Origin of the sequence: Vallitalea sp. (assembly GCF_025211055.1) — a bacterium.
GTDB lineage: Bacteria > Bacillota > Clostridia > Lachnospirales > Vallitaleaceae > Vallitalea.
In genome coordinates this window covers 14,942-41,064 of record NZ_JAOARO010000033.1, presented here as the reverse complement: position 1 = coordinate 41,064, position 26,123 = coordinate 14,942, and the positions used below count along the sequence as shown (strand labels likewise).

Here is a 26,123-nt window from a genome sequence, read left to right as displayed (position 1 = left end):
TTCAATTTTATTATTAATATAGGTCTGTATTTTTCATTATCCTCAAAGCATATAAATAATAAAAACAAATTATTTTTTGGCGCAACAAAAATCCTCTATATTATAGAGGATTTTTTAATTTTTATGTTCTATTCCTTATTTTTCATTGTTGGGAATAACAGTACGTCTCTAATTGAATATGAATCAGTTAATAACATAACTAATCTATCAATACCTATTCCAAGTCCTCCTGTTGGAGGCATTCCATATTCTAATGCAGTAAGGAAATCTTCGTCAATCATGCTAGCTTCTTCATCTCCAGCTGCACGAAGTTCTTCTTGTCTTTCAAATCTTTGTCTTTGATCAATTGGATCATTTAACTCTGAGAAGGCATTAGCAAATTCTCGTTTTGTAATAAATAATTCGAATCTCTCAGTATAATCTGGTTTCTCAGGCTTTCTCTTAGCAAGAGGTGAGATTTCTACCGGGTGATCAATTATGAATGTTGGTTGAACAAGATGTTCTTCAACATATTCTTCAAAGAAAAGATTGAGAATATCACCTTTTTTATGGTGTTTTTCAAATTCTATATTATGCTTTTTAGCTAATTCTTTTGCTTGTTCATCTGTATCGATTTCATCAAAATCAACATTAGCATACTTCTTAACTGCTTCTAACATTGAAAGTCTTGCAAATGGTTTACCAAGATCGATTTCTACCTCATCATATGTAACAGTAGTAGTTCCTAATACTTTATCAGCTACTGTACGTATTAGTTCTTCAGTTAAATCCATCATACCATGATAATCTGTATATGCTTCATATAATTCAAGTAATGTGAATTCAGGGTTATGTCTTACTGATAATCCTTCATTTCTAAATACTCTACCTATTTCATATACTCTTTCAAAACCACCTACAATTAATCTCTTCAATGGTAATTCAAGAGCAATTCTCATGTATAATTCCATATCAAGAGCATTATGATGTGTAATAAAAGGTCTTGCAGATGCTCCACCAGATATTGTATTAAGTACTGGTGTTTCTACTTCTAAGTATCCTCTATTATCAAGTACATTTCTAATTTCTTTTATAATCTTGGATCTAGTTATAAAAGTATCCTTAACTTCTGGATTAACGATTAAATCCAGATATCTTTGGCGATATCTTGTATCAGTATCTTTTAATCCATGATATTTTTCAGGTAAAATCTGTAAACTCTTAGATAGTAAAGTTACCTCGTGAGCTTTTATTGATATTTCACCTTTTTGAGTTCTGAATACTTCACCTTTTATACCAACAATATCACCTAAGTCATAATGTTTGAATTCGGCATAATCTTCTTCACCAATTGCATCTTTTCTGACATATGATTGGATTTGTCCATTTCTATCAGCTATGTGACAGAAAGAAGCTTTTCCCATAACACGTTTAGTCATAATTCTACCTGCAACTATAACTTCTTTACCTTCTAACTCCTCAAAACCATCGATAATTTCATTACTATGACAATCCACACTAAATTTAGTGAGTTCAAAAGGATTTTTTCCTTTTTCTTGTAACCCAGCTAGCTTATCTCTTCTAATTTTCAGGAGTTCATTAAGGTCCTGTTCTTTACCTTGGTTGTTATTATTGTTATCTGACACCTACAAGTCCTCCTTGTATATTATTGTTTACTCTTTTGTTTATATAATTTTTTATTATATTCATGTTTATATTTTATCTATGAATGTCTAACACTTTTAGTTTTACAACTCCATTAGGAGTTTCAGCTTCTACTAAATCACCTATCTTTGAACCAATTAAGGCACTTCCTACTGGTGATTCATTAGATATTTTATAATTTAATGGATCTGCTTCTGTTGAACCTACAATTGCATAATCAATTTCTTCTTCAAATTCTAGATCATATATCTTCACTTTACAACCTACACTAATAGTATCTAATGATATTTCTTCTTCGTCAATTACTTCAGCATTTTTAAGTATTTTTTCAAGTTCTACTATTCTAGATTCAATTTCGCCTTGTTCTTCTTTTGCCGCATCGTATTCTGCGTTTTCAGATAAATCTCCTTGAGCTCTAGCTTCTTTTATCTTTTCTGCAACATCTTTTCTTCTAACTACTTTTAAATTCTGTAATTCATCTTCTAATTCCCTTAATCCACTATATGTTAGTATTACTTTTTTGTCAGGCATCTTGCTACACCCTTCCTCTTAATATATTTTATATAATAATAAAAACTAGTAATATATGAACTTTCTATATATGTCTAGTTCAATATGCCTAATGACTCCCCAATACCGTATTTAGAATTTATGTTATATTATTCATATTCAAGGTATTATAACTTAATAATAACAAGTTGTCAATATAAAAATAGTTCAGATAAGCTTAAGACTGCAATTCTTCCCCTCTCTGATATATATTGCCAATTCTAACATGATATTTGCTCTTGATCTTATCCAGTCTTTCAAACATATTTGTTTTATAGCCATATAAGAACATGCTTCTTAACAATCTGTTCTGGTTAAGTAAAATACCATGCAGCAATTCCTTGCTCATCAAATGATCATCAACATATATATCAACACCTGTTATTATATTGATATCATTTCTTTTTATTAATATATCTTTGACCTTGTCATCATCTGATACAAAATCAATGATATATGAGCCTTCATCAAAGGAGTAGAATATTTTATCCTTGTCGCCATTACAATTAATAATTATATCACTTGATATTTCTTGATTTACATTATAATTAGTTATCCCAATAGCTAGACCTGTTTCATCATATATTTCATCAACTCTTTCTTCAAACATCTCTGGCTTTGAAGTTACTATAGTCAATGAATTGATTCCTTGATATATATTATCAATTATAAATCTTGTTTTACTATTATCTCCATCTATTATAACAAAATTCATATTTTTTAATTCTTTATTAATCAAATTTATTATTTTTTTTATTACTTTATCAATGTACAAAAACTGAACAGCTTTTTCACTACCTATAATTGATTCAAAGTAATCTCTATAGTCCTTAAGCTCTTTTGATATGACTAAGGTATTGATATTATAGATTAAATACCTTCTATTGAATTCGTCAATGACTGCTTTTGTGTACTCTTCTTCAATCAATTCCTCTTCTGTAATAGGTAATTTTATGTCTAGTCCCAAATTACCCAAATAATCAATTTCTGTTATATTTAGGGGAAGCTTTTTTATTATATAATTCCTTACCATTTTCTTGGGAAAGAATCTAATGAATGGGTTATGAAAATTAATGTCTCCAGTTTCTTTGTTACAACTTATTATTGCATATTTTTTATACATATAACTCACTTCAAATTATGTTTTAGTATAACTTATTAACATAATCAAGTTTTTATACATGTTTTTTTCAATCAGATAAATTTAATCTCTGCTATTTTTTCTTTTAGTTCCTCCATAGATTGGGTACTATTGATTTCTCTTCTTATATGGGCAGAACCAGGTAGTCCTTTTGTATACCATGAAATATGCTTTCTCATTTCTCTAACAGCTGTATAGCTGCCTTTATATTCTGATAGCATTTCTAAGTGTCTGTTGATGGTATCTATAATTTCATCTATCATTGGATTAGGTAGTACCTCTCCAGTTTCTAGATAATGGATTATCCTACTGAATATCCACGGGTTACCTTGTGCTCCTCTTCCAATAAGTATACCGTCACAACCAGTTTCTTCTAATAATCTCTTAGCATCTTCTGGTGCAAAAACATCTCCATTGCCTAATACTGGTATTGACACTGCATCTTTAACTTGTCTTATTATATCCCAATCAGCTTTTCCACTATAATATTGTTCTCTGGTTCTTCCATGTACTCCAATAGCAGCAGCTCCGTTGTCTTCAGCTATCTTAGCTACTTCAACAGCATTGATATTACTTTCATCAAAACCTTTTCTAATCTTGATTGTCAATGGTTTATCAATGGCTGTAGAAACCTTCTTCACTATTTCTCCAATTAATCTAGGATTTTTCATAAGCGCTGAACCTTCATTATTATTAACTACTTTTGGCACTGGACATCCCATATTGATATCAATTATGTCTATAAGAGGATTTTCTTCAGTAATTCTTTTTGCCATTTCAGCCATAAGGTCTGGTTCTGATCCAAAAAGCTGTACTGCTACTGGTCGCTCTCTTTCATCTATCTGCATCAATAGTTTTGTATTCTTATTATTATAGTATATAGCTTTTGCGCTTACCATTTCTGTGTATACCAATCCGCATCCTTGTTCTTTACATAATAATCTATATGGTAAGTCAGTTACACCTGCCATAGGTGCTAATATTACATTGTTCTCAATCTCTATATTTCCAATTTTCATTTTCATAGCATCACTCAGTTTTTATTTTTATCGTGTATTATTTTAAGTCCCTTCAATGTTAACATTGGGTCATATACGTCTATAGCATCTGTTTCTTTGTAGATAATCTTAGCAAGTCCGCCTGTTGCAACTACTTTCATGTCAGGTAAGTTCATTTCTTGTTTTACCTTCTTAACAATATATTCAACTTGTCCTATATAACCATAAACCAATCCTGCCTGCATACTAGTAATGGTATTCTTTGCAAGAATAGTCTTAGGTTTCTTGATTTCTATTTCTGGAAGTTTAGCTGCCTTTTGCCATAGAGCATTAGCGCTTATCTTAAGCCCTGGTGATGTTATGGCTGCATTGAATATTCCATCTTCTGTAACTATATCGTAAGTAGTTGCAGTTCCAAAATCAATAACTATAGCAGGTCCTTGATAAGTATAATAAGCACTTACTATATTAACAATTCTATCTGCCCCAACTTCTTTTGGATTATCTGTTCGTATATTGATACCTGTTTTTACGCCAGGCCCAACTATAACAGGATTAGTTTTAAAATATTTTATTATACCATTAACCAATGAATACATGATATTAGGAACTACAGAAGCAATGATTACATCTTTTACTTCATTCACATCTATTCCCTTATGTAAAAATAAATTATACATGAATAGCCCATATTCATCTGATGTTCTAGGTGTTTTTGTTGTCATTCTCCAATTTGCCACTAGTTTATCTTCTTCGTAAGCTCCTAACACTATGTTAGTATTGCCAATATCAATAACTAATAACATTCAATCACTTCCTTTAATAATCTATTACTATTTTTTTTGATTAAATAATAGTGGTAATCACCTTAGATAGGCTATCACCACTATTTTTATATTTATTTTCTATAAAAAGCTTTTTTGAGGGAATAAACTACTCCTATGGATACTGCGACCGCGAGAACAGCTTCTCCTACACCGCTTGTAGTAGCAACAGAGTATACTAACGTTTTTGCCTCTACGCCCAATTTTTCTTTTATAAAGTCAGAGTATACTATGAATATCATACCAAGTACACCTATAGTGTTAGTAAAACTACCAATAACAGCACCAAAACCAATAGCTATTGATTCTGATTTTTTAGTTTTACCTAGCAGGTATTTAATCAATGCATATGAATAATAAGTTGTAATCCCTATCAATATTCTTGGCAATACTGAAATAAGTGGATTCATGAATAATGGGTCTAATGGTGATGCTGGCATAGTAAATGCTTTAATCAAAGTCGCTACACCGAATCCCAAACCGACTACAACACCCATGATAGGTCCTTCAACAATAGCTATTATTATTGTAGGTATATGTAATATCGTTGGGTTAATTGGTGGTAACGGAATCAATCCTAGTGGTGTATATGCTAGAATAATAGTTATAGCCACCATTACCGAAGCTAATACAAGCTTCCTAGTACTTACTCTTTTTTTCATTGTTCCAACCTCCTGTTCTCATTCCCTAAGGATACAAGACATTCTTTATTTTGTATTTAATAAAACTTTAGTTAGAAGGCTTAATCTAACCAAAGCACACTAAATCATATATAGCTATAAAATACTATCATATTATATCATAATATTATCAAATAACAACTAGTTCCTAGATTATTAAAATCAATTAATCATTTGTTATCTCAAATTATATCCTCCAATTATATTATTACATTTTATAGTCAACACAAGCTCTATCCATTATAACTTTTTTGATGAACTTACCTACTAAAGCATGGTCTGGATTGATCTGATATGCATTAAGATCTGATATTGATTCCACATCTACAGTAAGAACCAAATCATAATTACTGTTATCAGCTTCATTATCGTTCAATCCTACATGAAGATATTTTATTTCTTCTACTTTACCTTGTAATTCTTCTAATAACTCTTTTGTCTTGCTTAGATTATATTTCTTATCATTGCCTTCTGCTTCTTCTTGATATTTGAACATTACCACGTGACGGATCATAATTATTTTCTCCTCTTCTATATTATTTAATTTATTCTTCTCCTAGATAAAATACTCTGAAAAACATTTCTAAGGATTCCCATAATTCCTGTTTATCTGTCTGCATCTGTTTAATCTTAAGACCACTGCCGATTTCATCAAATAATAAATCATTCTCATTGGCTTCTACTTCTAAGAATAAGTCACCACTTTCTTCAAATCCTATAGTTAGGATTCCACCTACATCTTCTGTATATAAAACAGATAAGATTTTAAGTTCATCCTTTATCTGTTGTGGAAGCTGTTCAAAGTCTTCGTTCAAATAATACTTTTTATTATAAGCATTGGAAACACATAATATTACTCTTTCATCAAACATATTTATCAAATCCTTTCATTATCATATTCTATACGTATCCATATATTCCTCTTACAGAAACTTCTCCTGAAGTTACTACTATATCTTCTCCTTGCTGGTCAGTTACTATGAGTTCACCTTTATTGGTGACACATTTCACATTACCAGTTATATCCTGTTTTCTTCCTGTAACTCTTACTTTTCTGCCAATATTTATACAGTGTTCATTATATTCCTCAATGATTTTAGTTAAGTCTTCTGTTTCAAGATATTTTTTATAGTAGCCTTCAAAAATCTCTAGAGTTCTTTTTACAAGTTTTTTCCTTTGATAGGATTGATTTCCTTCTATCATCAATGAAGTTGCAATATTATCTAATTCTGGTGGAAATTTTTCTATATTGACATTTATTCCTATTCCTACTACCACAAAATTGATAAAGTCTATTTCCGAGTTCATTTCTGTTAGTAATCCGCATATTTTTTTACCGTTCACAACAATGTCATTAGGCCATTTGATTGACGCTTCTAAGTTGGTTATCTCTCTTACAGCCTTACATACTGCTAGTCCTGCTACCAAAGTCAACATTGAAGCATTTTCCGGCATTACACTAGGTCTTAATACAACAGACATCCATATGCCTGTACCAGGTGGAGAAACCCACATCTTACCTCTTCTACCCTTACCTGCTGTTTGTTCTTCAGCAATAATGACTGTTCCGTTGCTTGCGCCTTCTAAGGCTAATTTTTTTGCCTGTTGATTGGTAGAGTCCAGTTTATCAAAATTAATTATTTTATTACCGATAATTTCTGTATTAAGATTATAATGTAATTCTTCGCTGTTCAATATATCAGGAGATGATAGAAGTCTATAGCCTTTTCTCGTAACGGATTCGATTTCATAACCTTCTTCTTTTAGACGATTAATAACTTTCCATATAGCCGTTCTGGAGACTCCTAGTTGTTTGCTTATTTCTTCACCTGAAATGTAGTCATCAGCTTCATTCAGTAATTGTATTGTTTTCTCTTTCATAGTGTATTCCCTACTTACATTCTTTTTTATGTATTATATCAGAATGAAATAAATAGTGTCAATTGTAATGAATTTTTAAGTTTCGTTTAATGTTAGAATTAACTTGCAGGTAAGTCAGAAAAAATGTTTTGTTCGGACTTGGCTTTTGCAAAATAGTATATGTATATGTTACGCCAGCAACTTGCTCGTCCTGAGCAAAAAGCTGGGTTCGGCGTCCTGCCTCACTACTCCACATATACATATACTATTTTGCTTTGAAATTTCCGTATGTATAATCACAAAACATTTTTTCTTCTAATTGATATAACTATTGGCTATTTTAAATCTTGAATATAATGGAAAAGGATTAAGAAAAAGACAGTGAATATACCACTGTCCTATTAATACCTATATTGTTCCGACCATAACAGCTTTTATGGTGTGCATCCTATTTTCAGCTTCGTCGAATATTACTTGTGAATATTGTTCAAAAATTTCTTCTGTTATCTCGTTGCCTTTTACTGCTGGTAGGCAATGCATACATATTGTGTCGTTTTTATTGGTTTTAGTTAGAAGTTCTTTATTTACTTGATATGGTTTTAATAATTTGATTCTTTCGGCGGCTTTGGTCTCTTCGCCCATTGAGCACCATACATCTGTATAAATGATATCCGCTTGCGCTACTTCCTCGGTATCGTCTGATATGTTTATTATACTTCCTGATTTTTTTGCAAAGGCTTTGCATTCATCTATTAACTGGTCTACAGGCCATAACTGTTTAGGAGCAATTAATGTGAAATTCATTCCCATCTTGCTGCATCCAATCATTAGACTGTTAGCCATATTGTTACGTCCATCACCTACATAGACAAAATTAAGCCCTTCCAGCTTTCCAAATTTCTCTTTTATAGTTAATAAATCGGCTAATATCTGAGTTGGATGGTAATCATCAGTCAATCCATTCCATACTGGAACACCGCTGTACTTGGCTAATTTTTCTACATGTTCTTGTGAAAAACCTCTGAATTCAATTCCATCAAATAATCTTCCTAATACTCTTGCAGTATCTTCAACGGATTCTTTATAACCTAATTGTATATCGTTCTTACCTAGATACTCAGGATGCCCTCCTTCATCTGTACAAGCTACAGTAAAAGCACATCTTGTTCTTGTAGAAGGCTTCTCGAATATTAAAGCTATATTTTTCCCTTTTAAACCTTCTCCGATAATACCCATTCTCTTCTTTTGCTTCAAATCTCCTGCTAGATTTAATAAATATTCAATTTCAGCTTTGTTAAAATTCTTCAAAGTCAATAAGCTTTTTCCTTTTAAATTAACTGCCATAGTATCTCTCCTTTATGCATAATTATTCATCTTGGTTAATTATTATTCTATTTGTATTAATCCAATTTGTCAAGTATAAATACTTCCTTTCAACCAGATAAAGCAACCTGTAACGAGAGTTATTATCAATATATATGTTTTTTTACTACCGTTGTCCACGAATACCTAAACTTATATCTTTTTAATTTACTTATGATTCTTCTTTATAGGAATAAATATATCATGCTCCTTCTCCACCGTATACTCTTTCATAATATTCTGAGCAAGCTTTGAAAAATATTCCTGTGAATTAATTACCTTCTTCCCTTTCTTATTAATCTTAAGATATTCCCCCTCTCTATTCTTGGTCTTAGCCTTCACATTATCTTTTAACATAATCTTTAGAATATCAATAATCCTCTGCTTAATCCTCTGATCCTCTATAGGAAATATCAATTCTACTCTTCTATTAAGATTCCTAGGCATCCAATCCGCACTAGATAAATAAATCTCCTCATCCTTATCATTATAAAAATAAAATATCCTACTATGCTCCAAATATCTACCAACTATACTTCTAACAGTAATATTATTACTAACACCCTCTATACAAGGAATAATTCCACAAATCCCCCTAACTATCAGTTCAATCTCTACTCCAGCAGAAGAAGCTTTGTATAGAGCTTTCATGATACCCGGGTCACATATAGAATTCATCTTAACTATAATCTTAGCCTTTTTACCTAATATAGCATTATTCTCTTCCCTCTCAATAAGCATCATAAATTTTTTCCTAAGCCCAGTGGGTGCCATAGTCAATTTATTAAGCTTTGGAGGTTCAGAATATCCAGAAAGTGTGTTAAAAACAGCAGAAGTATCTGCACCTATCTTTTCATTACATGTGAGTATCCCCATATCTGTATATAACTTAGCAGTGATATCATTGTAATTACCTGTACCAAGATGTACATATCTTCTTATTCCATCCTCTTCCATCCTTACAATAAGAGTAATCTTACAATGAGTCTTTAGACCAACTAATCCATATATAACATGACATCCAGATTTTTCTAATCTTCTTGCCCATTGTATATTATTCTCTTCATCAAACCTAGCTTTCAACTCAACCAATACAGTTACCTGCTTACCAGATTCAGCCGCTTCAGCTAATGCTTTAATTATTGGAGATTCTCCACTTACTCTATATAGCGTTTGTTTTATAGCTAATACTTTATCATCTCTAGCCGCCCTTTTAACTAACGAAACTACTGGTGTAAAAGATTCATAAGGATGATGTAAAAATACATCTCTTTTCCTTATAACATGAAATATATCTTCTTCTCCCAATAAATCCAAAGGAGTACTTGGATTATACCTATCATATTTTAGATGATCGAATCCTTTTAAATCATATAATTTCATTAAGAATGTCAGGTCTAAAGGACCATTAATATAATATATATCCTTATTATTGATTGATAGAGATTCCTTCAAGATATTAATCAGTCTTTCATCCATGTCATAAGCTACTTCTAATCTTATGGCTTCTCCCCATTTTCTTTTTTTAACAGATTTTTCAATTTCTATCAATAAATCTTGTGTATCCTCTTCATCTATCGTCAAGTCAGCATTCCTTGTTATTCTATAAGGATAAGTGCATATTACCTTAAACCCTACAAACAATCTCTGCATAAATAATTTCATTACATCTTCTAAGAGTATAAAATCAGTATGCTTATTACTATTATTAGGTATCTCTATAAATCTTGACAACACAGCTGGAACCTGAACAGTAGCAAATACCTCTTCTCCATTTCTTTTTATTAAAATAGCCAAATTCAAACTCTTATTAAGAATCAAAGGAAACGGCCTACTAGAATCAACTGCCAGAGGCGTAAGTACAGGATATATAACCTCTGTAAAATACTCTTCAAGATAGTTCTTCTGATTTTCGTTTAAATCTTTTGTATGTATAAGATTAACACCTTTTGTTTTCAACAGAGGAACAATTGATCTTTTATAATGGCTGTATTGTTCATCAACCAATTTATGAGTTTTTACAGAAATCTTTTTAATCTGTTGTTTTTGTGTAAGCCCAGCTATATCAGGTTTATTGATTCCCATATTCAATTGCTCCTTCAAAGAAGCTAATCTAACCATTATGAACTCATCTAGATTAGAGCTGACTATAGACATGAATTTTAACCTCTCAAATAGTGGATTATCTGAGTTCTTAGCCTCATCAAGTACTCTCTGGTTAAATTCCAACCAACTTAGTTCTCTATTTTCAAAATATAAAGGATTATCAAATGTATTTTCTATCATACTACTTACATCCCCTTCAAATATATATTTATTAATTATACCTTCTTATACAAAAAATGTTTATACATCAATTCATTGATATTATCTCCAATTAATTAATTAAATATCTATACATATGGAACTTAATAATTGCTAGCTCTATAACATTTATTTAGCATTTATTTAGTTCTATATATCTATTATATTTTATTGTTATATGTTATTATATGTTATTAATTATACCATATTATTTTCCTTTGCAAGTTCTGTAATTTATATTTATTTTTCTCTATTATATGATATAATGAATTTATAATATTTTTTATGGGTTAAAAAATATTTTATCTATAATATATATCTTAAGGGGACTTTATTATGAATACTGCAAATATAAATGAATTTATATCTTTTATATTATCTCATACCCAAAAATTGAATAGTGAAAAAACCTATGACAAATCTGAGGATAGTTTTTTTGATAATCCTTTGTTAGTAGAAATGATTCAGCAAATAGATTACGGAATACTAATTGTAAATAATTCAAATTATCTGCTGTTTATGAATAAAGCAGCTATGGCGGCACTCAACTTACATAAAGAAGATTTACATACAAAAGATATGTCATTGCTGTTTCAACATAAGAACATAACTTCTATCAAGAAAATTGATGATTGTAATTATCACTTTACATATTCTAATAACAAAACCTCTACATATGATGTAACACTCAATACTCTTTCTAATAATAATTACTTAATGATAACTCTCAAAAATATAACACATGTCAATAATCTCCAACAAGAATTAGAAGTTTCAAAACTAAAATACAATATACTTGTCAATAATACTCCAGATATATTAATAAGAATTAATAAAAAAGGTGATATTACTTACTTTAATTGTGGTTTGACCAAAGAAATCGATATTGATCCTCATAAATTAATTAATCATAATATATTTGAAGTGTTCCCTATTGATACTGCTAAACAATTAAAAACCACCTTAGTTAAAGTTTTACATACTAAGAATCCTAGCTCTTTTAAAACAAACATCCTGATTAATAAGAAAAATTATTATTTTATAATTAGAATCTATCCAGATATTAATAACCATGTGATGTGCCTTGCTAGAGATATATCCGAAAAAATATCTATAAAAAATAAACTTGAGTATCTTAACGTCTACGACCCTTTGACAGGCCTATTCAATAGAGCTTATTTTGAGAATAAATTAGAGTATTATAATGATCCTGCGTTTTTACCAATGGGGTTGGTTATATGCGACCTCAACAGTCTGAAGCTAGTTAACGATACCCTGGGGCATTCATTTGGTGATACTATAATAAAAGAATCTGCCAATATTATTCAATCTCCTCTTAGTAGTTATGAAGAAGCCTGTAGAATTGGTGGAGATGAATTTGCTATATTCTTTCCTAATTGTAGTAAATCCTTGCTTGAAAAATACAAAACAACATTACTAGAAGGATTAGAGCGCTATAACTTGTCCAATCCAAAATTACCTCTTAGTTTTTCAATTGGTTATAGCTTAAGAGAAACCATAGATACAGATATGGAAACTATATTCATTGCAGCTGACAATAATATGTATCACGAAAAATTGTTACAAGGGATAAAAAACAGAAATAATATTGTTCAAGGACTAATAAAATCCTTATCCAGCAAAGAATATAAAAATGAAGATACCAAGCAGTTTCTACTAGATAACGTTGTTAAACTTGCAAAAGCCGTAAATTATCCTGAACATAACCTTGACCATCTCAAATTATTTGTAAACTTCCATGACCTAGGTCAAGTAAGTATACCTAATAAAATTTTATATAAAACAGAACCTTTAACAACAGAGGAATTGAATATTATCAAAAGACATAGCGAAGTAGGGTATAAAATATCATTATCAATACCTAACCTTTTTCATATTGCTGATTTAATATTAAAGCATCATGAGTGGTGGAATGGTGAGGGATATCCCCTTAATATCAAGGGTAATAACATACCTTTGGAATGCCGTATATTTTCCATTGTAGAAAGTTATACAGCAATGATCACCAATAACCCATATAAAGATACTATCTCCAGAGAAGCTGCCGTAGATGAACTAAAACGATGTGCTGGAAAACAATTTGATCCTTTTATAGTTGATAAATTCATTGAAATTATTAAAGAGGAGTTAGACTCATGATATTAGATCTAACTCCTCCATATTCCTTACTCATGTATATTCTTAGGTCCATAAAATTCACCCTCTAAGCATATTTCTTTTTCTTCTTGAAGTATCCAAATATTCTAACCAACAGTAATATCAACCCACTAAAAATCATATTTCCGTAATAGGTAATAATCCTCCAAAGTGCCATAGCGTATAATAATACGTCTCTTGAGAAAAATACTTTGAACAACAAATAAAAGCTTCCTTCTGATGCACCAGCACCACCTGGAGTAGGTATAAAACTGACTACAACATATACAATAGTCTGTATACCTAATATATCAATGTAATTAGCACCTGTTGATCCTAATGATAGATATATGAAATAAGTTATGGAAAAATAAATAGTCAATTGTATGAAAGTCATAACAACTAAACTTAGCATGGTTTTCTTATTATGCTTTATCTCTTCTATATTCTTCACATAATCATCAATATGTTCAATTATTGAATCTCTCTTAATACGTTTCCCTAGATGAAGTTTATTTGCAATCAATATAACAAAATCAAGTATCTTAACAACTACAGTCTTAGAATATGATAATAAAATAATTAGAACTCCACCAATAAGGTTGACACTAAGACCGATAACAATAAAGACTATTATGCCGCTGTACTTATTCATTACGAAATGTATCTTAGTAAAAAACATACTAATTGCATATAGAGACACTACAACTTGAAATATTAAAAATTTCTTAACTGTAATTGTTGTACCTACTGAAATAGGAATTTTATATCTAGTCTTCATAGCTATTATTTGGGCAGGTTGTCCACCAGCTGCAAATGGAGTAATCAGACTATAGTATTGTCCTACAAATGATAGATATACTGATTTCATAAATGTTATTTCTTTACTTATTTCTTTGCCTATTATATAGATTATTGTTGAATTAATTACTAAATATAGTAGCATCAATGATATTGCTATATATAAAAATTTTATTTCTAACCTTTTTACTAGTTCAGGAAATTCAGCAATTTCTTTACTATTTGCTAGTAAATATACTGTCATTACAGTAAAAACAACTACTATAATAATCCCTATTATCTTTTTCTTCATAATTATTTTTCTCCCAAATTCATAATAATAGCCTCTCTAGACATCCATACTTCTCTTGGTTCTCTGAATTTTACATTTTCCTTTTCCTTTGAAGAAAATAAAACTCTTATTAGATTATCCCATACTTTGATAAACTTTTTCATATAGCCTCTTTTCATTTCAAATACATCAAAACCTAATCTTTTAGTAAGAGGATATAAAACCGTTCTTCCAAATACTGCCTTTACGTTTTTATAATCTGCATTATCTTTTAGCACATTCGCCATAGCTATTACTTCTGAATGAAATACTCTTATAACTTTTGTAACTGGGACCTCTTTGATAGTATCATTATTAATATGTATCTCAGCTACTGTATCACCTTTCTTAATTACTGTACCATCAGATAAACTTACATCTTTTCCTTTATATTCTAGTATATCAATGTAGACATAATTATATTTTGAACCAGGTATAAAAATCATATTATGAGTTTTTATATATCTTTTATTCATGAAAGCAAAAAACTTTTTTAATAATTTTTTCATAGCGTTCTCCTATAGTTTATTATAACCAACTTAACCTTTAATCATTTCATCAATTGTTATGAAATCAAATCCTGAATCTAATAATTTTGGTATGGTAGATTCTAATGCACCAAGTGTGTTATTTGGAGCACCTTTGGCACCTCCACTATCATGTAGAACAATGATATCCTTATCTCTAATCCTTTTTAGCAGTATTCTTTCTATATTAGATGAAGAATTATTATTTCTCCAATCAAAAGCTTCCACAGTCCATAGTATTATTTTCAAATTATTCTTTAATGCATTCTTTAAAGTCAATGCATTAAATGTTCCCCACGGAGGTCTATAGTATGTAATATCTAGTCCTAGTCTATCAAATATTGCTAAGCCTTTTTTAAATTCATTAATTGTTTCATGTGGCAGACTCAACCATGCTGATTTGTGATATAACGTATGCATCCCTATTCCATGACCTTCTTCAACCATACGTTTAACTATATCTTTATTTTGGTTCGCTTTATCTGCCACTAAAAAAAATGTTACCTTTATATTATTCTCCTTAAGTATATCTAGTAATCTATTTGTGTATAGTGGGTCTGGTCCATCATCAAATGTCAATGCTATAGTTTTTCCATTACTTTTATTAATTGTTTTTATTACTTCTTTTGATTTATTTCTTGCAATGTAATTAGGTATAACCATGTAAAACATGAATACAAGCAATAATACCAATAAAATGTATAATGCTATCATAGTATATCACCTTACCTTACTAAATGATGGTTAATCTTTACTTGTTCAGATTATAAACAGATATAATATTATCTGCCAAAGACTTCATGTCAATGTTCTTTTGTTCTTGTTTTATACTTTTTTTCATTTTATTTCTAATACTATCATCATTCATCAATAAACTAATCTTATTTATTAATTCTTTTTCACTTTGAACAACATATCCTAATTTTTTTTTCTCTATATAACGGCAGTTTTCTAATTCTTGCCCCAAAACAGGTTTGTAAATAATAAATGGCAGATTACTTGCTATTGCTTCAAATAAAGTAATGCCTCCAGGTTTGGTTATCAACAAGTCAGTTACAGCCATCATATCAGCTACTTTATTAGTGTATTTCAATATACTAATATTGCTGTATTCATTATACTTACTTATTTTATTATATAGGTCTTTGTTATTTCCAGTCATAATATATAGTTTTATTCGCTTATGAGTAGCTATCCATTCATAGAATGATACCTCATTTGGTATACGCCCTAATCCTCCACCCATCATGAGCACTACATAATCCTTCTGGGATATACTGTATTCTTGTCTAAGTTCTGGTAGGTTTTTATCCTCCAAAAACTCTCTTCTAATAGGAATACCTGTTGTAATCACAGAATCATCACTTATACCTCTTTTAACTATACTCTTCTTCACAGTATCTGTAGCAACCAAATACAAATCATTTCCTTTATGAAGCCATTCTGAGCCTTTTACAATGTCAGTTATGCATGTTATCAATGGTATTCTAACGTTATTATCTCTCTTATGTTTTGTCACATAAGCAGAACATGTAGGAAAAGTTGCTATAATAATGGAAGGTTGCACATCTTCCAGATATCTAGCTAATCTTTTGGAACTAGATTTATAGCAAGAGTGCAACTTACCAAATTTATCGTTATTATTCTTTTTGTAATAATCAAAGTTATAGATAGGTGTACCGTACTTGATTAATATTCCAAAAAATTTGTAAATATATTTATACAGTTTTGGCCTAATAATCTTATACATATCAACGATTTCAATATTCAAATTACTATCTACATCATTTATATAACTTTTGATTGCATTAGAAACAGATTTGTGTCCGCTTCCAAAATTAGCAGTAAGGATTAGAATATCACACTTAGTTTGCATCTTTTATTATCTCCATAAAGGGTTTATATTCTTCCATTAGTTCAAAACATAGATTAATTGTTTTTTCTATAGAATGATCCTTTGACATCTCTTTCATATTTTGTTTCAGCCATTTAATTTTACTAGGGTCATTCATTAAAACTCCTACGACTTCATCTAATTCCTTTACACTATCTACCTTAATAGCTGCTCCAGCATTAACAAGAACCTCTGCGTTTTCTTCTTCCTGTCCTGGAATGAAATAAGGTATTATCATTGGTATATTCTTAGTAAGAGCCTCTGTTACTGTAAGACCTCCTGGTTTGGTTATAATTACATCTGATAACTCCATAAGCTCAGGTATTTTATCAGTAAATCCAAGTATCTCTATATATTTATTAGGTATATACTCATTATATTTTTCATCTAAAGAATTTTTTAGAGTATCGTTATTACCACAGACAACAATAATCTTAAGTTTATCCTCAATATTAAGCAGATTTTTTAGTGCCTTCTTAATAGAGTTTACTCCCATACTTCCACCCATTAATAAGATAGTAAATATGTCCTCTTTTTTCTCTGTTACAATATCTTCTCTAAAGATTCTCTTGATAGGTATACCGTAACAATAAACTTTATCTGGAGATATTCCTCTAGCTACTATACCGTTTTTAGTATAACTGCTACCTACTAAATAAGCATCTACATTATCACTTATATAGCTTTGATGTGGAAGAAAATCAGTTATTATGGATAAAAATGGTATATTAATAATACCATCACCTTTTAGTGAAGAAATTACATCTACCAATAAAGGATGTGTACTTATTATCATGCTCGCATTATCAAGATTAACTATTTCTTCAATTTTATCTCTTAATGCTTTTATAAATATCTTAGCAACAGGTTTGTTCATAGTCTCATTATTGCTAATCTTGTATATGGTTCCATACATTTTAGGCATTAGAGTAGCAAGTATTTTGTAACCATCTGATACTAACATATCTAATGATTTACTTACTTCCTTTAACGGCTCTACAATAACAGCCTTATATCCTTTTTCTTCAAATTCTAATTTTAATGCACCAGCTACCTGATTATGTCCATAACCTGTTGATGCTGATACTATTACTATTGTTTTTTTCATAGTTATCCCCCTAAATTAATTAAAGCTAAAAGTCAGTCTAATAATTAGAAAGCTTTTTTCTTATAATTTAGATGCTTATAATCTTGTACTATCAATACTATTTTACATATCTTGCAAATCATTATTATCTTGTTATTAGATTATTTTCAAGTATATACTTGGATGTATCTAATAATTGTAATGCTCTATTATAGTAATCTTCTAAATAAGTGTTATCCTCAATTTCCTCATTTGTCTCTAAATCTTTTGCTTTACTAGTACTGAATAGTGATTCTCTTGACATTTCAAATATAACATCATCTTTTATAAAAGATCCTCTTAACATATATGTCACAGATGCAACATATCCTTTTTTAGCATTAACCAAATCTTGTCCTAATATATATTTATTATTTATAGGTACTCCCAATAGGTTAGTTATGGTAGGTAAGAAATCAACCTGCCCTCCTACAGTAGATATGGTCTCATTAATACCAGAACCTGGTATATTAATTATTAAAGGTATGTTGAGCATCTCATTATAGTCATATTCTTTACCTAAATATCTAGTCATACATTCGTAATTACTTGCATCCTTGCAGTTAAGTCCATGATGGTCACCATATATAGCTATGATTGTATCGTCATATAGTCCTTTTTCTTTTAATGTATTTATAAATTCTCCAATAGCTATATCTGAATAATGTACTCCTTGTAGATAGTTACCAAATACTGTACCTTCATCTTCTAAGTTCAACTGTATAGTATTGTATTTATCAGGTAGTATATAAGGATGGTGACATGATAATGTTATTAAGAAAGAATAGAATGGTTTTTCCATCTTCTCTATATGTTCTACTGCCTGTTTGAACATACTAACATCTGATAATCCAAATCCTATCTTTTCATCAAGTTCCATGTCTTCAAGACTTACATAATCCTCAAATCCTTGGTTAGGATATGCATATTCTCTATTCCAGAAACTTCCTTCATAACCATGAAACACTTTAGTACTATAGCCATTTTCTCTCATGATCCAGGGTAAACCATAAAATGTATTATCCTGGTATAATCTATAGCATTCTCCATCAATTACTGGATAGATAGAATTCTGTGTTGCAAACTCTGCATCTGATGTATTCCCTCTTCCAATATTCTGGTAGTAATTTTCAAAGTATAATGAATCCCTTTTAATTAATTTGTTTAGGTTAGGTGTAAGCTCCTGTCCTTCATAATAAGCATTAATAGGGAAATTCTGTAATGATTCTACTTGAATAACAATTAAATTCTTATCTTTTGCTACCCCAAGATATTTTTTATCTATAGGTCTGTTTTTCTGTAGTTCATCAATCACTTTATCAACATTCTCATTTGACTTGATTTGATTATCTTTGTAGCCAAATACTTTTGTGTAGATATCATTTATATGATATGTCAAAAATTCAGTATTACTAACTGCTTTTATGGCATCTGCATTCATTGGATTCCATGACATCAATAATAGCAAACCTAATAATAGTGATGTAAGTACTTTTTTATAAGGTTTGAATTTCATAGCATCATTACTTGCTATCTGTGCTCTCTTCTTCTTGAAATAGATATAGTATATAGGTATATCTATGAACAATAGAATACTTATAGGTGGTGTAGTAAATTTGATACTTTCGTCAACAACAATCAAATTATTCATCTGTGCCACTTGATTAACTGATGGTAATTGATTGAAATAACTGTAATACAAACAATCTGCAAACATTAGTAATGTAAGCAAAGAATATACAATTAAAAATGATCTATTACAGTGCTTACTATTGCTAAATAAATATGACACAAAAATAACTATAAAAAACAAAAATGTTATGCTTCCTATAATAATACTTGATTTTGTAAATCCTATTAGTATATAAAAACATATTATTTTAGCTAAGAGTATAGCTAACATAATAAAATCTTTATACGATACTTTCTTTAATTCTTTCATTTCAATATTTCTCCCTTATTTGATACACTACAACTATACATTTAATGGGCTAACTATATAACATCTAAATAAGCCAGCCCATTATATTATTTAACTTATATTAAATTTGGCATAATTCAATGCATCCACTAAGTTAAATAGTATATATCTTAGTTAACTTTATCATCCTTTGCGATTTCCACAACTGATTTAGCTAACCCTGCTAAACCTTGTATCTCTGATGGTATAATTATCTTAGTTGCTTTTCCATCAGCTGCTTTGGCAAAAGCTTCTAGGCTCTTAATAGATATTACTTGGCTTGAAGGTTTGGATTCATTAATCTTCTTAATACCTTCTGCTGTGGCTGTTTGAACTTTTAAGATAGCTTCTGCTTCACCTTCTGCTTCTCTTATAGCTGCTTCTTTCTTAGCTTCAGCTCTAAGGATAGCTGCTGCTTTTTGTGCTTCTGCTTCTAGTATTGAAGATTCTTTTTTACCTTCTGCCACTAGGATAGCTGATTTTTTCTCACCTTCAGCTCTAAGAATAGCTTCTCTTCTACCTCTTTCTGCTTTCATTTGACGCTCCATAGCATCTTGTATTTCAGCAGGTGGTATAATATTTTTAAGTTCAACACGATTGACTTTTATTCCCCATGGGTCTGTTGCTTCGTCAAGAATACTTCTCATTTTTGTATTGATAAGCTCTCTTGATGTTAATGTTTCATCAAGTTCCAAATCACCAATTATATTTCTAAGGGTAGTTGCTGTCAAGTTTTCAATTGCTGATAATGGATTAACTATTCCATATGCATAAGCCTTTGGATCAGTTATTTGGTAGTATACAACTGTATCAATTCTCATAGTAACGTTATCTTTTGTGATAACTGGTTGTGGTGGAAAGTCTAAAACTTGTTCTTTTAATGATACTCTTCTTGCTACTTTGTCAATTAGTGGTATTTTAATATGTAATCCAACTGACCAAGACGTCTGGAATGCACCCAGTCTTTCAATTACATAAGCATGTGCTTGTGGTACCACTTTGATACTAGTTATTATTAAAATAACTACGATAGCTATAATTCCTATTCCTACATATTCCATAATATATTCCTCCTCATAATTTTTTAAAATGTTATTTTACTTTTTCAACAATCAATTTTACACCTTTTACTTCAGCCACTTTTACTTTCATACCTTTTTCTATTGAACTACCATGTAAAGAACGGCAGCTCCATATTTGTCCATCAACTTTTACTTGACCTTTTGCAGAAAGATTATTAATATCTTCTATAACTATTCCCTCTTTGCCTATTATTGATTCATAATTTGTTTTTGCATGACCAATCTTGAGTACTTTTAATGCAATTGGTCTTGTAAAATACAATAAGCACAAAGAAACAATTATAAAAACTAATACTTGAGTAATAATTTCTGCTCCAAATAAAGATACGAGTAGCGAAGCTAAAGCTCCAAATGCAAACCAAATTGTTGTTAATCCAAGAGTAGCAGCTTCAAGTATTATACATATAATTAACACTCCAAGCCAAATTAAATATGGTTCTGGCATATCTTACTTCCTCCTTTAATAAAGAGTTGATATGTTATATCATAATCTTATGTTAATATATTTATTATGATTCTACCTTATTATATTTTACAAAAAAAACTTACATAATGCAACTTTATTATTTTTTATGCTACTACATGATTAAATTATTATCATTGATATAGTTTTTATAAGTTAAAACTTAACTTTTTGATAAATTATGAAGTTAATTTATATGATAATGATAATATATGTATATTAATATTTAATTAGAAATTGTTTAATTTATAATTATGTTTTCATTTATAATTTTATAGAAATTACTATTATTTATATTGAAAACCTTATATTAATGTAGTATTATTTATAAATAGCTATGTATAGGAGATGAAAAAGCATGGAATTATTAGGGAAGAAATGGAAATTAGTTGCACTAGTTTATTTTATAGTTTGTTACATCTTTGTTATGGTTATAAAACATATGCCACTTAGTACATTATTACTCTTTTATGCAGGTTTTATACTTTTAACAATAATTCTGTTCTTAGGAACTTCAATAGGTTTTATAGGAATATTGGTTCAATCAGCCTTTAGTAATGAAGATAAAGCATATAAATTTTATAGGTTAGCATATAAACTACATACCAATAATATTAGTATCATATCTTCTTATGGATTAATTCTTCTAAAAAAAGATAATATCAATGAGGCTATCCTAATATTTAAAAAGGCGCTAAGTCTTAAACCTCAGTTTCTTGCAGATAAAATTATAAAATGTAATATTGCCATATGTCATTGGAAACTTGGTAATATTGATGAAGCTATAAATATATATGAAAAAGTATTCAAAGACTTTGAAAAGACAACTGACACAGACGATGAACCAAAAGAAATAGAAGAAGTAAGTGATGAAAATGAGCCAACTGACGAATATGTAATAAATACTAATTCATATGTATATGCTCAAGATTATACTACTCTAGGATACTTGTATTTACTGAAGAAAGATTATGATAAAGCTATTGAAAACAGCAAAAAATCTTTGATGTTAAATGCGACTCATGCTCCTGCACTTGATAATCTTGGACAGATATATTATGAATTGAAAGATTATGATGAAGCGATAAAATATCTAACGTCTGCATTAGAGATTAATCCAAATATGGCTGATAGCAACTACTATATGGGATTGATATTTGAACAGAAAAATGATATAGAAGAAGCAAGAAAATATTTCAAGAAAACTGCTTCATGTAATATTAATGCTCTTAATACTGTCACACATGAAGATGTTGAGAGAAAATTGAAGAAATATAAGTTTATTCTCTAGAGAATAAACTTATATTAAAATACAAAGGAGATAAATAATTCCTAATAACGTTTTAGAATATAGCTTTAATCATATTTTTGTTTCATCTCAATTATCAATTCTGGTAATATACGCGTTAATGTCATCATATGTTTTAATTTGTTACCTGCTGATTTATCCATTGCCTTATCATAATCTACACTATTTGTTAATTCAGCAATATAAGGTGTTACTTTAGCTTGTGCTACTGAAAATGCATTTACAGATTTTAATAACCAATCTCTATCAATTCCCCATTTGTCTGCTAAATTATCAATGTCAGCTTTTAATTTATCTTTTTTCCAGATATCAAAAGCATCATCAAAATTCACGTTATAAGACAAGTTTCCAGGTACTAATTCAGTATCTACAAATTCCTTTAGCAGATGTGCTTTATTATCCTCACCCATATCACTAAGTTCTTGAATCTGCTCATTAATTATACGTAAGGTTTCCCCATCTACTGTTTGTATACCACCCTCATTTCTCACTTTTGAGCCGATTAATCCAAGTATATGCGCTGCATCAATTACTTGAGTTCCTGCTAACTTTGTTTTTCCAACAAGAGGTTTAATAATATTTGATATAGGATCATCTTCATCTTTTCTTGTTAAATTTTTATATGCACCTACATATTTTAACCAAGTATGCTCCTTGATACCAAATGTATTATCATCCCATTTATAATCATAATATTGCCCCACCAAGTTCAACTGTTCTGCTGAATCTCTAAAAGCAGCTATAAACTTCTCTTTTCCTTCTATGTCATCTTTTAATTCTTGCCATTTTGAAGGGTCTGGCAGTGATCCAACCATTTCTTGAACACTTATTCTAAATTTTTTGACCGCTACAATGTATGTATCAACGATTGCTTTACTACTTCTACCACCACTACCATATAATTTTAACGCAGTTTCTACTGTTTGTTTTGTCAGCCCTGGATACTGAAAATTAACAATCGTTCCAAACTCTTTATCCTTACCAAATATACGGTTTGTTCTAGAATATGCTTGGATTAATTTCTGTAGTTCCAGTGACCTATCAACATACAATGTATTCAATCGTTTTGAATCATATCCTGTGAGTAATTGTTCTGCAACAATCACTAAGTCTATATTCTTATTATTACGTCCACTTCCACCATGAGTTGCACGTTCTACTACGTCTTCAAAATATGCGTCCTCTCCATGTTTTTTATCACTAGCAATAAATTCAATTCCTGTATATTCAGAGTAGTCCTTAAACATTCCTTCAATAATTGCTGAAGAAATATTATCAGTATCATTCTCGTTACCAAAACTATATGTCATGGCGATATTTAGTTTTTCTCCACGCTCATTTAATTGCTTCTTAAATTCATTGTAATATGCAATCACTCGCTTTTTATACGCAACTGTTAATATAGCATTAAATTCTCTTTCTTGAGATTGAGTCTCCCAGTTATCTAATATTTCCTCAACAACTCTTGGAATATGCGTTTCGTCTTGATATGTTAAAATGTCTCTTTTACTAGCCTCCATTTCCACTTCTGTTTCAGTCCATTCTTGTACCTTACGTTCAATCTTTCTATTCCCAAGTTCAGGATGCTCTTCTTTGATTATTTCTACCAACTGTTCTCTCAACTCATCATAACTATTAAATTCACCAGTATTAATATAATCCACATAGAACCCTAAAACATTTCCATCTGAAATTGCCGCATCAATGGTATATTCATGAAGTTTTGGTCCAAATAGCTTTTCAGTAGTATTAATAACTTCACTTTTATCATTTATTTTCCCTTTTATATTGTTTTCATCAAATAGAGGTGTTCCTGTAAATCCATAGAACAGACCATTTTTTTTAAAATATTTTATAATTACTCCCATCATCTGTCCCATTGTTGTTCGATGTGCTTCATCTACAATAAATACAATTCTTTTATCTGCCAAAGTGTTGTCATTTGCTTCTTCTAATTCCTTTACAAGTACATTGAGTTTAAATGTCGTTGTGACTATAATTCCTGATTTCTGTGATTTTAATTGTTTTTTTAATTGATAGGTATATTTTGTGTCATCAACAGTTACTGGCTCATATGCTGCATACGCCTTAAAAATATCGCTAGTAGTCCTATCCAATGCTTTTCTATCAACCAAAAATACTACCTTATCAAATCCTGCACGAGTGGATAAAAATAATGCTGTCTTAAAACTAGTAATTGTTTTTCCAGAACCAGTTGTATGCCAAACAAATCCTCCATGAGATATTCCTTCATTATCCCACCCAAAGGCAGCACCTTCTACTGCTTGCAATGCGTAAACTTGATAAGGACGCATCAACATATGCTTCCTATTCTCTTCTTCTTTTGCCTCATCAATTACTAGATAATCTCCAACCATTTGATGTGCCATAGGTATCATTAAAAAATGCTCAATAACTTTGTGCCAATTATTTACCGATTTATTCTCTTTATCTGCCCAATGAAAAACAAATACAGGATTAAAATCATTAATAGATTTTGGTGTTGCAAAATAACGGGTTTCTATCTCTGTAGTTATTACCATCATCTGTGAAAATGCCATGAAGTTATTACAGTATTCACCATCTCTATAATATCTGATAAACTGACAGTAGGCTTCATCTAATGACTTATCCGTACGTTTTTGTTCTATATTAATTAAGGGTAATCCATTGACTAGTAATACGATATCAAATCGATTATTATTAGGAGTTACTACCTCCCTAGCAACACGATAACTTGAATCTCCTCCACTTACCGCAGCTTTTTTAAATATAGTCAAAGTAATCTGTTTCCTAGTTATAGTAGGATTATCATCACGGTAAATTCCATCAATCTTTCCTGTTGATTCTTCAATTGATAATATTTTAGCAGCTTCATAACTATTGTTTATCTGACCTACCTTAGCCATTACCTGCGCAAATTCATTATCCGTTAACTCTACCCCTTCGAGTTGATCCCCATTTATACGATTCAACTCACTTCGCCAATAATTAATTAGGTCGGATACCGTTAATTTCTTCTTGTTTCCATTTAGAAAATCAGGATTCTTCCATCTGTATTTTTCTAGTTCTTTTACAAAATTCTCTTGAAAAGCCTTTTCAGAAGCACTTTTTGGTGCATTACTCATTACA

The 26,123-nt window shown here is 30.1% G+C and carries 22 protein-coding genes; 2 read left to right on the top strand and 20 right to left on the bottom strand.

Annotation, left to right across the window (positions count from 1 at the left end; all coding sequences use genetic code 11):
- Window positions 1-128 precede the first annotated feature (128 nt).
- The 11 genes from lysS to N4A55_RS04100 all read right to left on the bottom strand — a co-directional run bounded on the left by lysS (window position 129) and on the right by N4A55_RS04100 (window position 11,344).
- A complete protein-coding gene (gene lysS, locus N4A55_RS04150) occupies window positions 129-1,625 on the bottom strand; it encodes a lysine--tRNA ligase (RefSeq protein ID WP_293754239.1) in 1,497 nt (498 codons plus the stop codon).
- Between the two features lie 73 nt (window positions 1,626-1,698).
- A complete protein-coding gene (gene greA / locus N4A55_RS04145; RefSeq protein WP_293754238.1) occupies window positions 1,699-2,175 on the bottom strand; it encodes a transcription elongation factor GreA in 477 nt (158 codons plus the stop codon).
- 196 nt (window positions 2,176-2,371) lie between these two features.
- Complete coding sequence (locus N4A55_RS04140) at window positions 2,372-3,316, bottom strand: hypothetical protein (RefSeq protein ID WP_293754237.1); 945 nt, start codon at window positions 3,314-3,316, stop codon at window positions 2,372-2,374.
- Window positions 3,317-3,387: 71 nt separating this feature from the next.
- Entirely contained in the window at window positions 3,388-4,359 is a 972-nt protein-coding gene (gene dusB, locus N4A55_RS04135) for a tRNA dihydrouridine synthase DusB (RefSeq protein ID WP_293754236.1), read from the bottom strand.
- 8 nt (window positions 4,360-4,367) lie between these two features.
- Window positions 4,368-5,138, bottom strand: coding sequence for a type III pantothenate kinase (locus N4A55_RS04130; RefSeq protein WP_293754235.1), 771 nt, complete (start codon window positions 5,136-5,138; stop codon window positions 4,368-4,370).
- A gap of 92 nt (window positions 5,139-5,230) precedes the next feature.
- Entirely contained in the window at window positions 5,231-5,818 is a 588-nt protein-coding gene (locus N4A55_RS04125) for an ECF transporter S component (RefSeq protein WP_293754234.1), read from the bottom strand.
- A gap of 226 nt (window positions 5,819-6,044) precedes the next feature.
- Window positions 6,045-6,350 carry a Dabb family protein gene (locus N4A55_RS04120; protein ID WP_293754233.1) on the bottom strand — a complete coding sequence of 102 codons (306 nt, stop codon included), beginning with the start codon at window positions 6,348-6,350 and terminating at the stop codon, window positions 6,045-6,047.
- A gap of 31 nt (window positions 6,351-6,381) precedes the next feature.
- Window positions 6,382-6,708: a DUF6145 family protein gene (locus N4A55_RS04115; protein ID WP_113672428.1), complete on the bottom strand. Its 327-nt coding sequence runs from the start codon at window positions 6,706-6,708 to the stop codon at window positions 6,382-6,384.
- Between the two features lie 28 nt (window positions 6,709-6,736).
- Window positions 6,737-7,717, bottom strand: a complete 981-nt coding sequence (locus tag N4A55_RS04110) for a biotin--[acetyl-CoA-carboxylase] ligase (RefSeq protein WP_293754232.1) — start codon at window positions 7,715-7,717, stop codon at window positions 6,737-6,739.
- 387 nt (window positions 7,718-8,104) lie between these two features.
- Complete coding sequence (argF, locus tag N4A55_RS04105) at window positions 8,105-9,040, bottom strand: ornithine carbamoyltransferase (RefSeq protein WP_293754231.1); 936 nt, start codon at window positions 9,038-9,040, stop codon at window positions 8,105-8,107.
- A 186-nt stretch (window positions 9,041-9,226) separates the two neighbouring features.
- The gene (locus N4A55_RS04100; protein ID WP_293754230.1) at window positions 9,227-11,344 is read right to left on the bottom strand and encodes an RNA degradosome polyphosphate kinase; all 2,118 of its coding nucleotides are present in this window, start codon (window positions 11,342-11,344) and stop codon (window positions 9,227-9,229) included.
- Between the two features lie 354 nt (window positions 11,345-11,698).
- Here N4A55_RS04100 and N4A55_RS04095 point away from each other — a divergent pair, with 354 nt between their 5' ends.
- Complete coding sequence (locus tag N4A55_RS04095; protein ID WP_293754229.1) at window positions 11,699-13,522, top strand: sensor domain-containing diguanylate cyclase/phosphohydrolase; 1,824 nt, start codon at window positions 11,699-11,701, stop codon at window positions 13,520-13,522.
- A gap of 64 nt (window positions 13,523-13,586) precedes the next feature.
- On the opposite strand, the gene N4A55_RS04090 is transcribed toward N4A55_RS04095, so the two are convergent.
- The 8 genes from N4A55_RS04090 to N4A55_RS04055 all read right to left on the bottom strand — a co-directional run bounded on the left by N4A55_RS04090 (window position 13,587) and on the right by N4A55_RS04055 (window position 21,664).
- Window positions 13,587-14,612 carry a lysylphosphatidylglycerol synthase transmembrane domain-containing protein gene (locus N4A55_RS04090; RefSeq protein ID WP_293754228.1) on the bottom strand — a complete coding sequence of 342 codons (1,026 nt, stop codon included), beginning with the start codon at window positions 14,610-14,612 and terminating at the stop codon, window positions 13,587-13,589.
- Window positions 14,613-14,614: 2 nt separating this feature from the next.
- Window positions 14,615-15,139, bottom strand: a complete 525-nt coding sequence (locus N4A55_RS04085; protein ID WP_293754227.1) for a YkoP family protein — start codon at window positions 15,137-15,139, stop codon at window positions 14,615-14,617.
- 30 nt (window positions 15,140-15,169) lie between these two features.
- Window positions 15,170-15,871: a polysaccharide deacetylase family protein gene (locus tag N4A55_RS04080; RefSeq protein WP_293754226.1), complete on the bottom strand. Its 702-nt coding sequence runs from the start codon at window positions 15,869-15,871 to the stop codon at window positions 15,170-15,172.
- A 37-nt stretch (window positions 15,872-15,908) separates the two neighbouring features.
- Window positions 15,909-17,033 (bottom strand): MGDG synthase family glycosyltransferase, encoded by a 1,125-nt coding sequence (locus N4A55_RS04075; RefSeq protein ID WP_293754225.1) that lies wholly within the window; start codon window positions 17,031-17,033, stop codon window positions 15,909-15,911.
- Window positions 17,023-18,159: an MGDG synthase family glycosyltransferase gene (locus N4A55_RS04070; protein ID WP_293754224.1), complete on the bottom strand. Its 1,137-nt coding sequence runs from the start codon at window positions 18,157-18,159 to the stop codon at window positions 17,023-17,025. Before N4A55_RS04070 ends, N4A55_RS04075 begins: the two co-directional genes overlap by 11 nt.
- Before the next feature lie 124 nt (window positions 18,160-18,283).
- Window positions 18,284-20,119 carry an LTA synthase family protein gene (locus N4A55_RS04065; protein WP_293754223.1) on the bottom strand — a complete coding sequence of 612 codons (1,836 nt, stop codon included), beginning with the start codon at window positions 20,117-20,119 and terminating at the stop codon, window positions 18,284-18,286.
- A 149-nt stretch (window positions 20,120-20,268) separates the two neighbouring features.
- Complete coding sequence (locus N4A55_RS04060) at window positions 20,269-21,198, bottom strand: SPFH domain-containing protein (RefSeq protein WP_293754222.1); 930 nt, start codon at window positions 21,196-21,198, stop codon at window positions 20,269-20,271.
- Window positions 21,199-21,229: 31 nt separating this feature from the next.
- Window positions 21,230-21,664 (bottom strand): NfeD family protein, encoded by a 435-nt coding sequence (locus tag N4A55_RS04055; RefSeq protein ID WP_293754221.1) that lies wholly within the window; start codon window positions 21,662-21,664, stop codon window positions 21,230-21,232.
- 376 nt (window positions 21,665-22,040) lie between these two features.
- Here N4A55_RS04055 and N4A55_RS04050 point away from each other — a divergent pair, with 376 nt between their 5' ends.
- Entirely contained in the window at window positions 22,041-22,973 is a 933-nt protein-coding gene (locus N4A55_RS04050; RefSeq protein ID WP_293754220.1) for a tetratricopeptide repeat protein, read from the top strand.
- 65 nt (window positions 22,974-23,038) lie between these two features.
- Here the strand turns inward: N4A55_RS04050 and N4A55_RS04045 are convergent, their stop codons facing one another.
- On the bottom strand, window positions 23,039-26,119 hold the full coding sequence (locus tag N4A55_RS04045) for a type I restriction endonuclease subunit R (RefSeq protein ID WP_293754219.1): 3,081 nt from the start codon (window positions 26,117-26,119) through the stop codon (window positions 23,039-23,041).
- Window positions 26,120-26,123 lie beyond the last annotated feature (4 nt).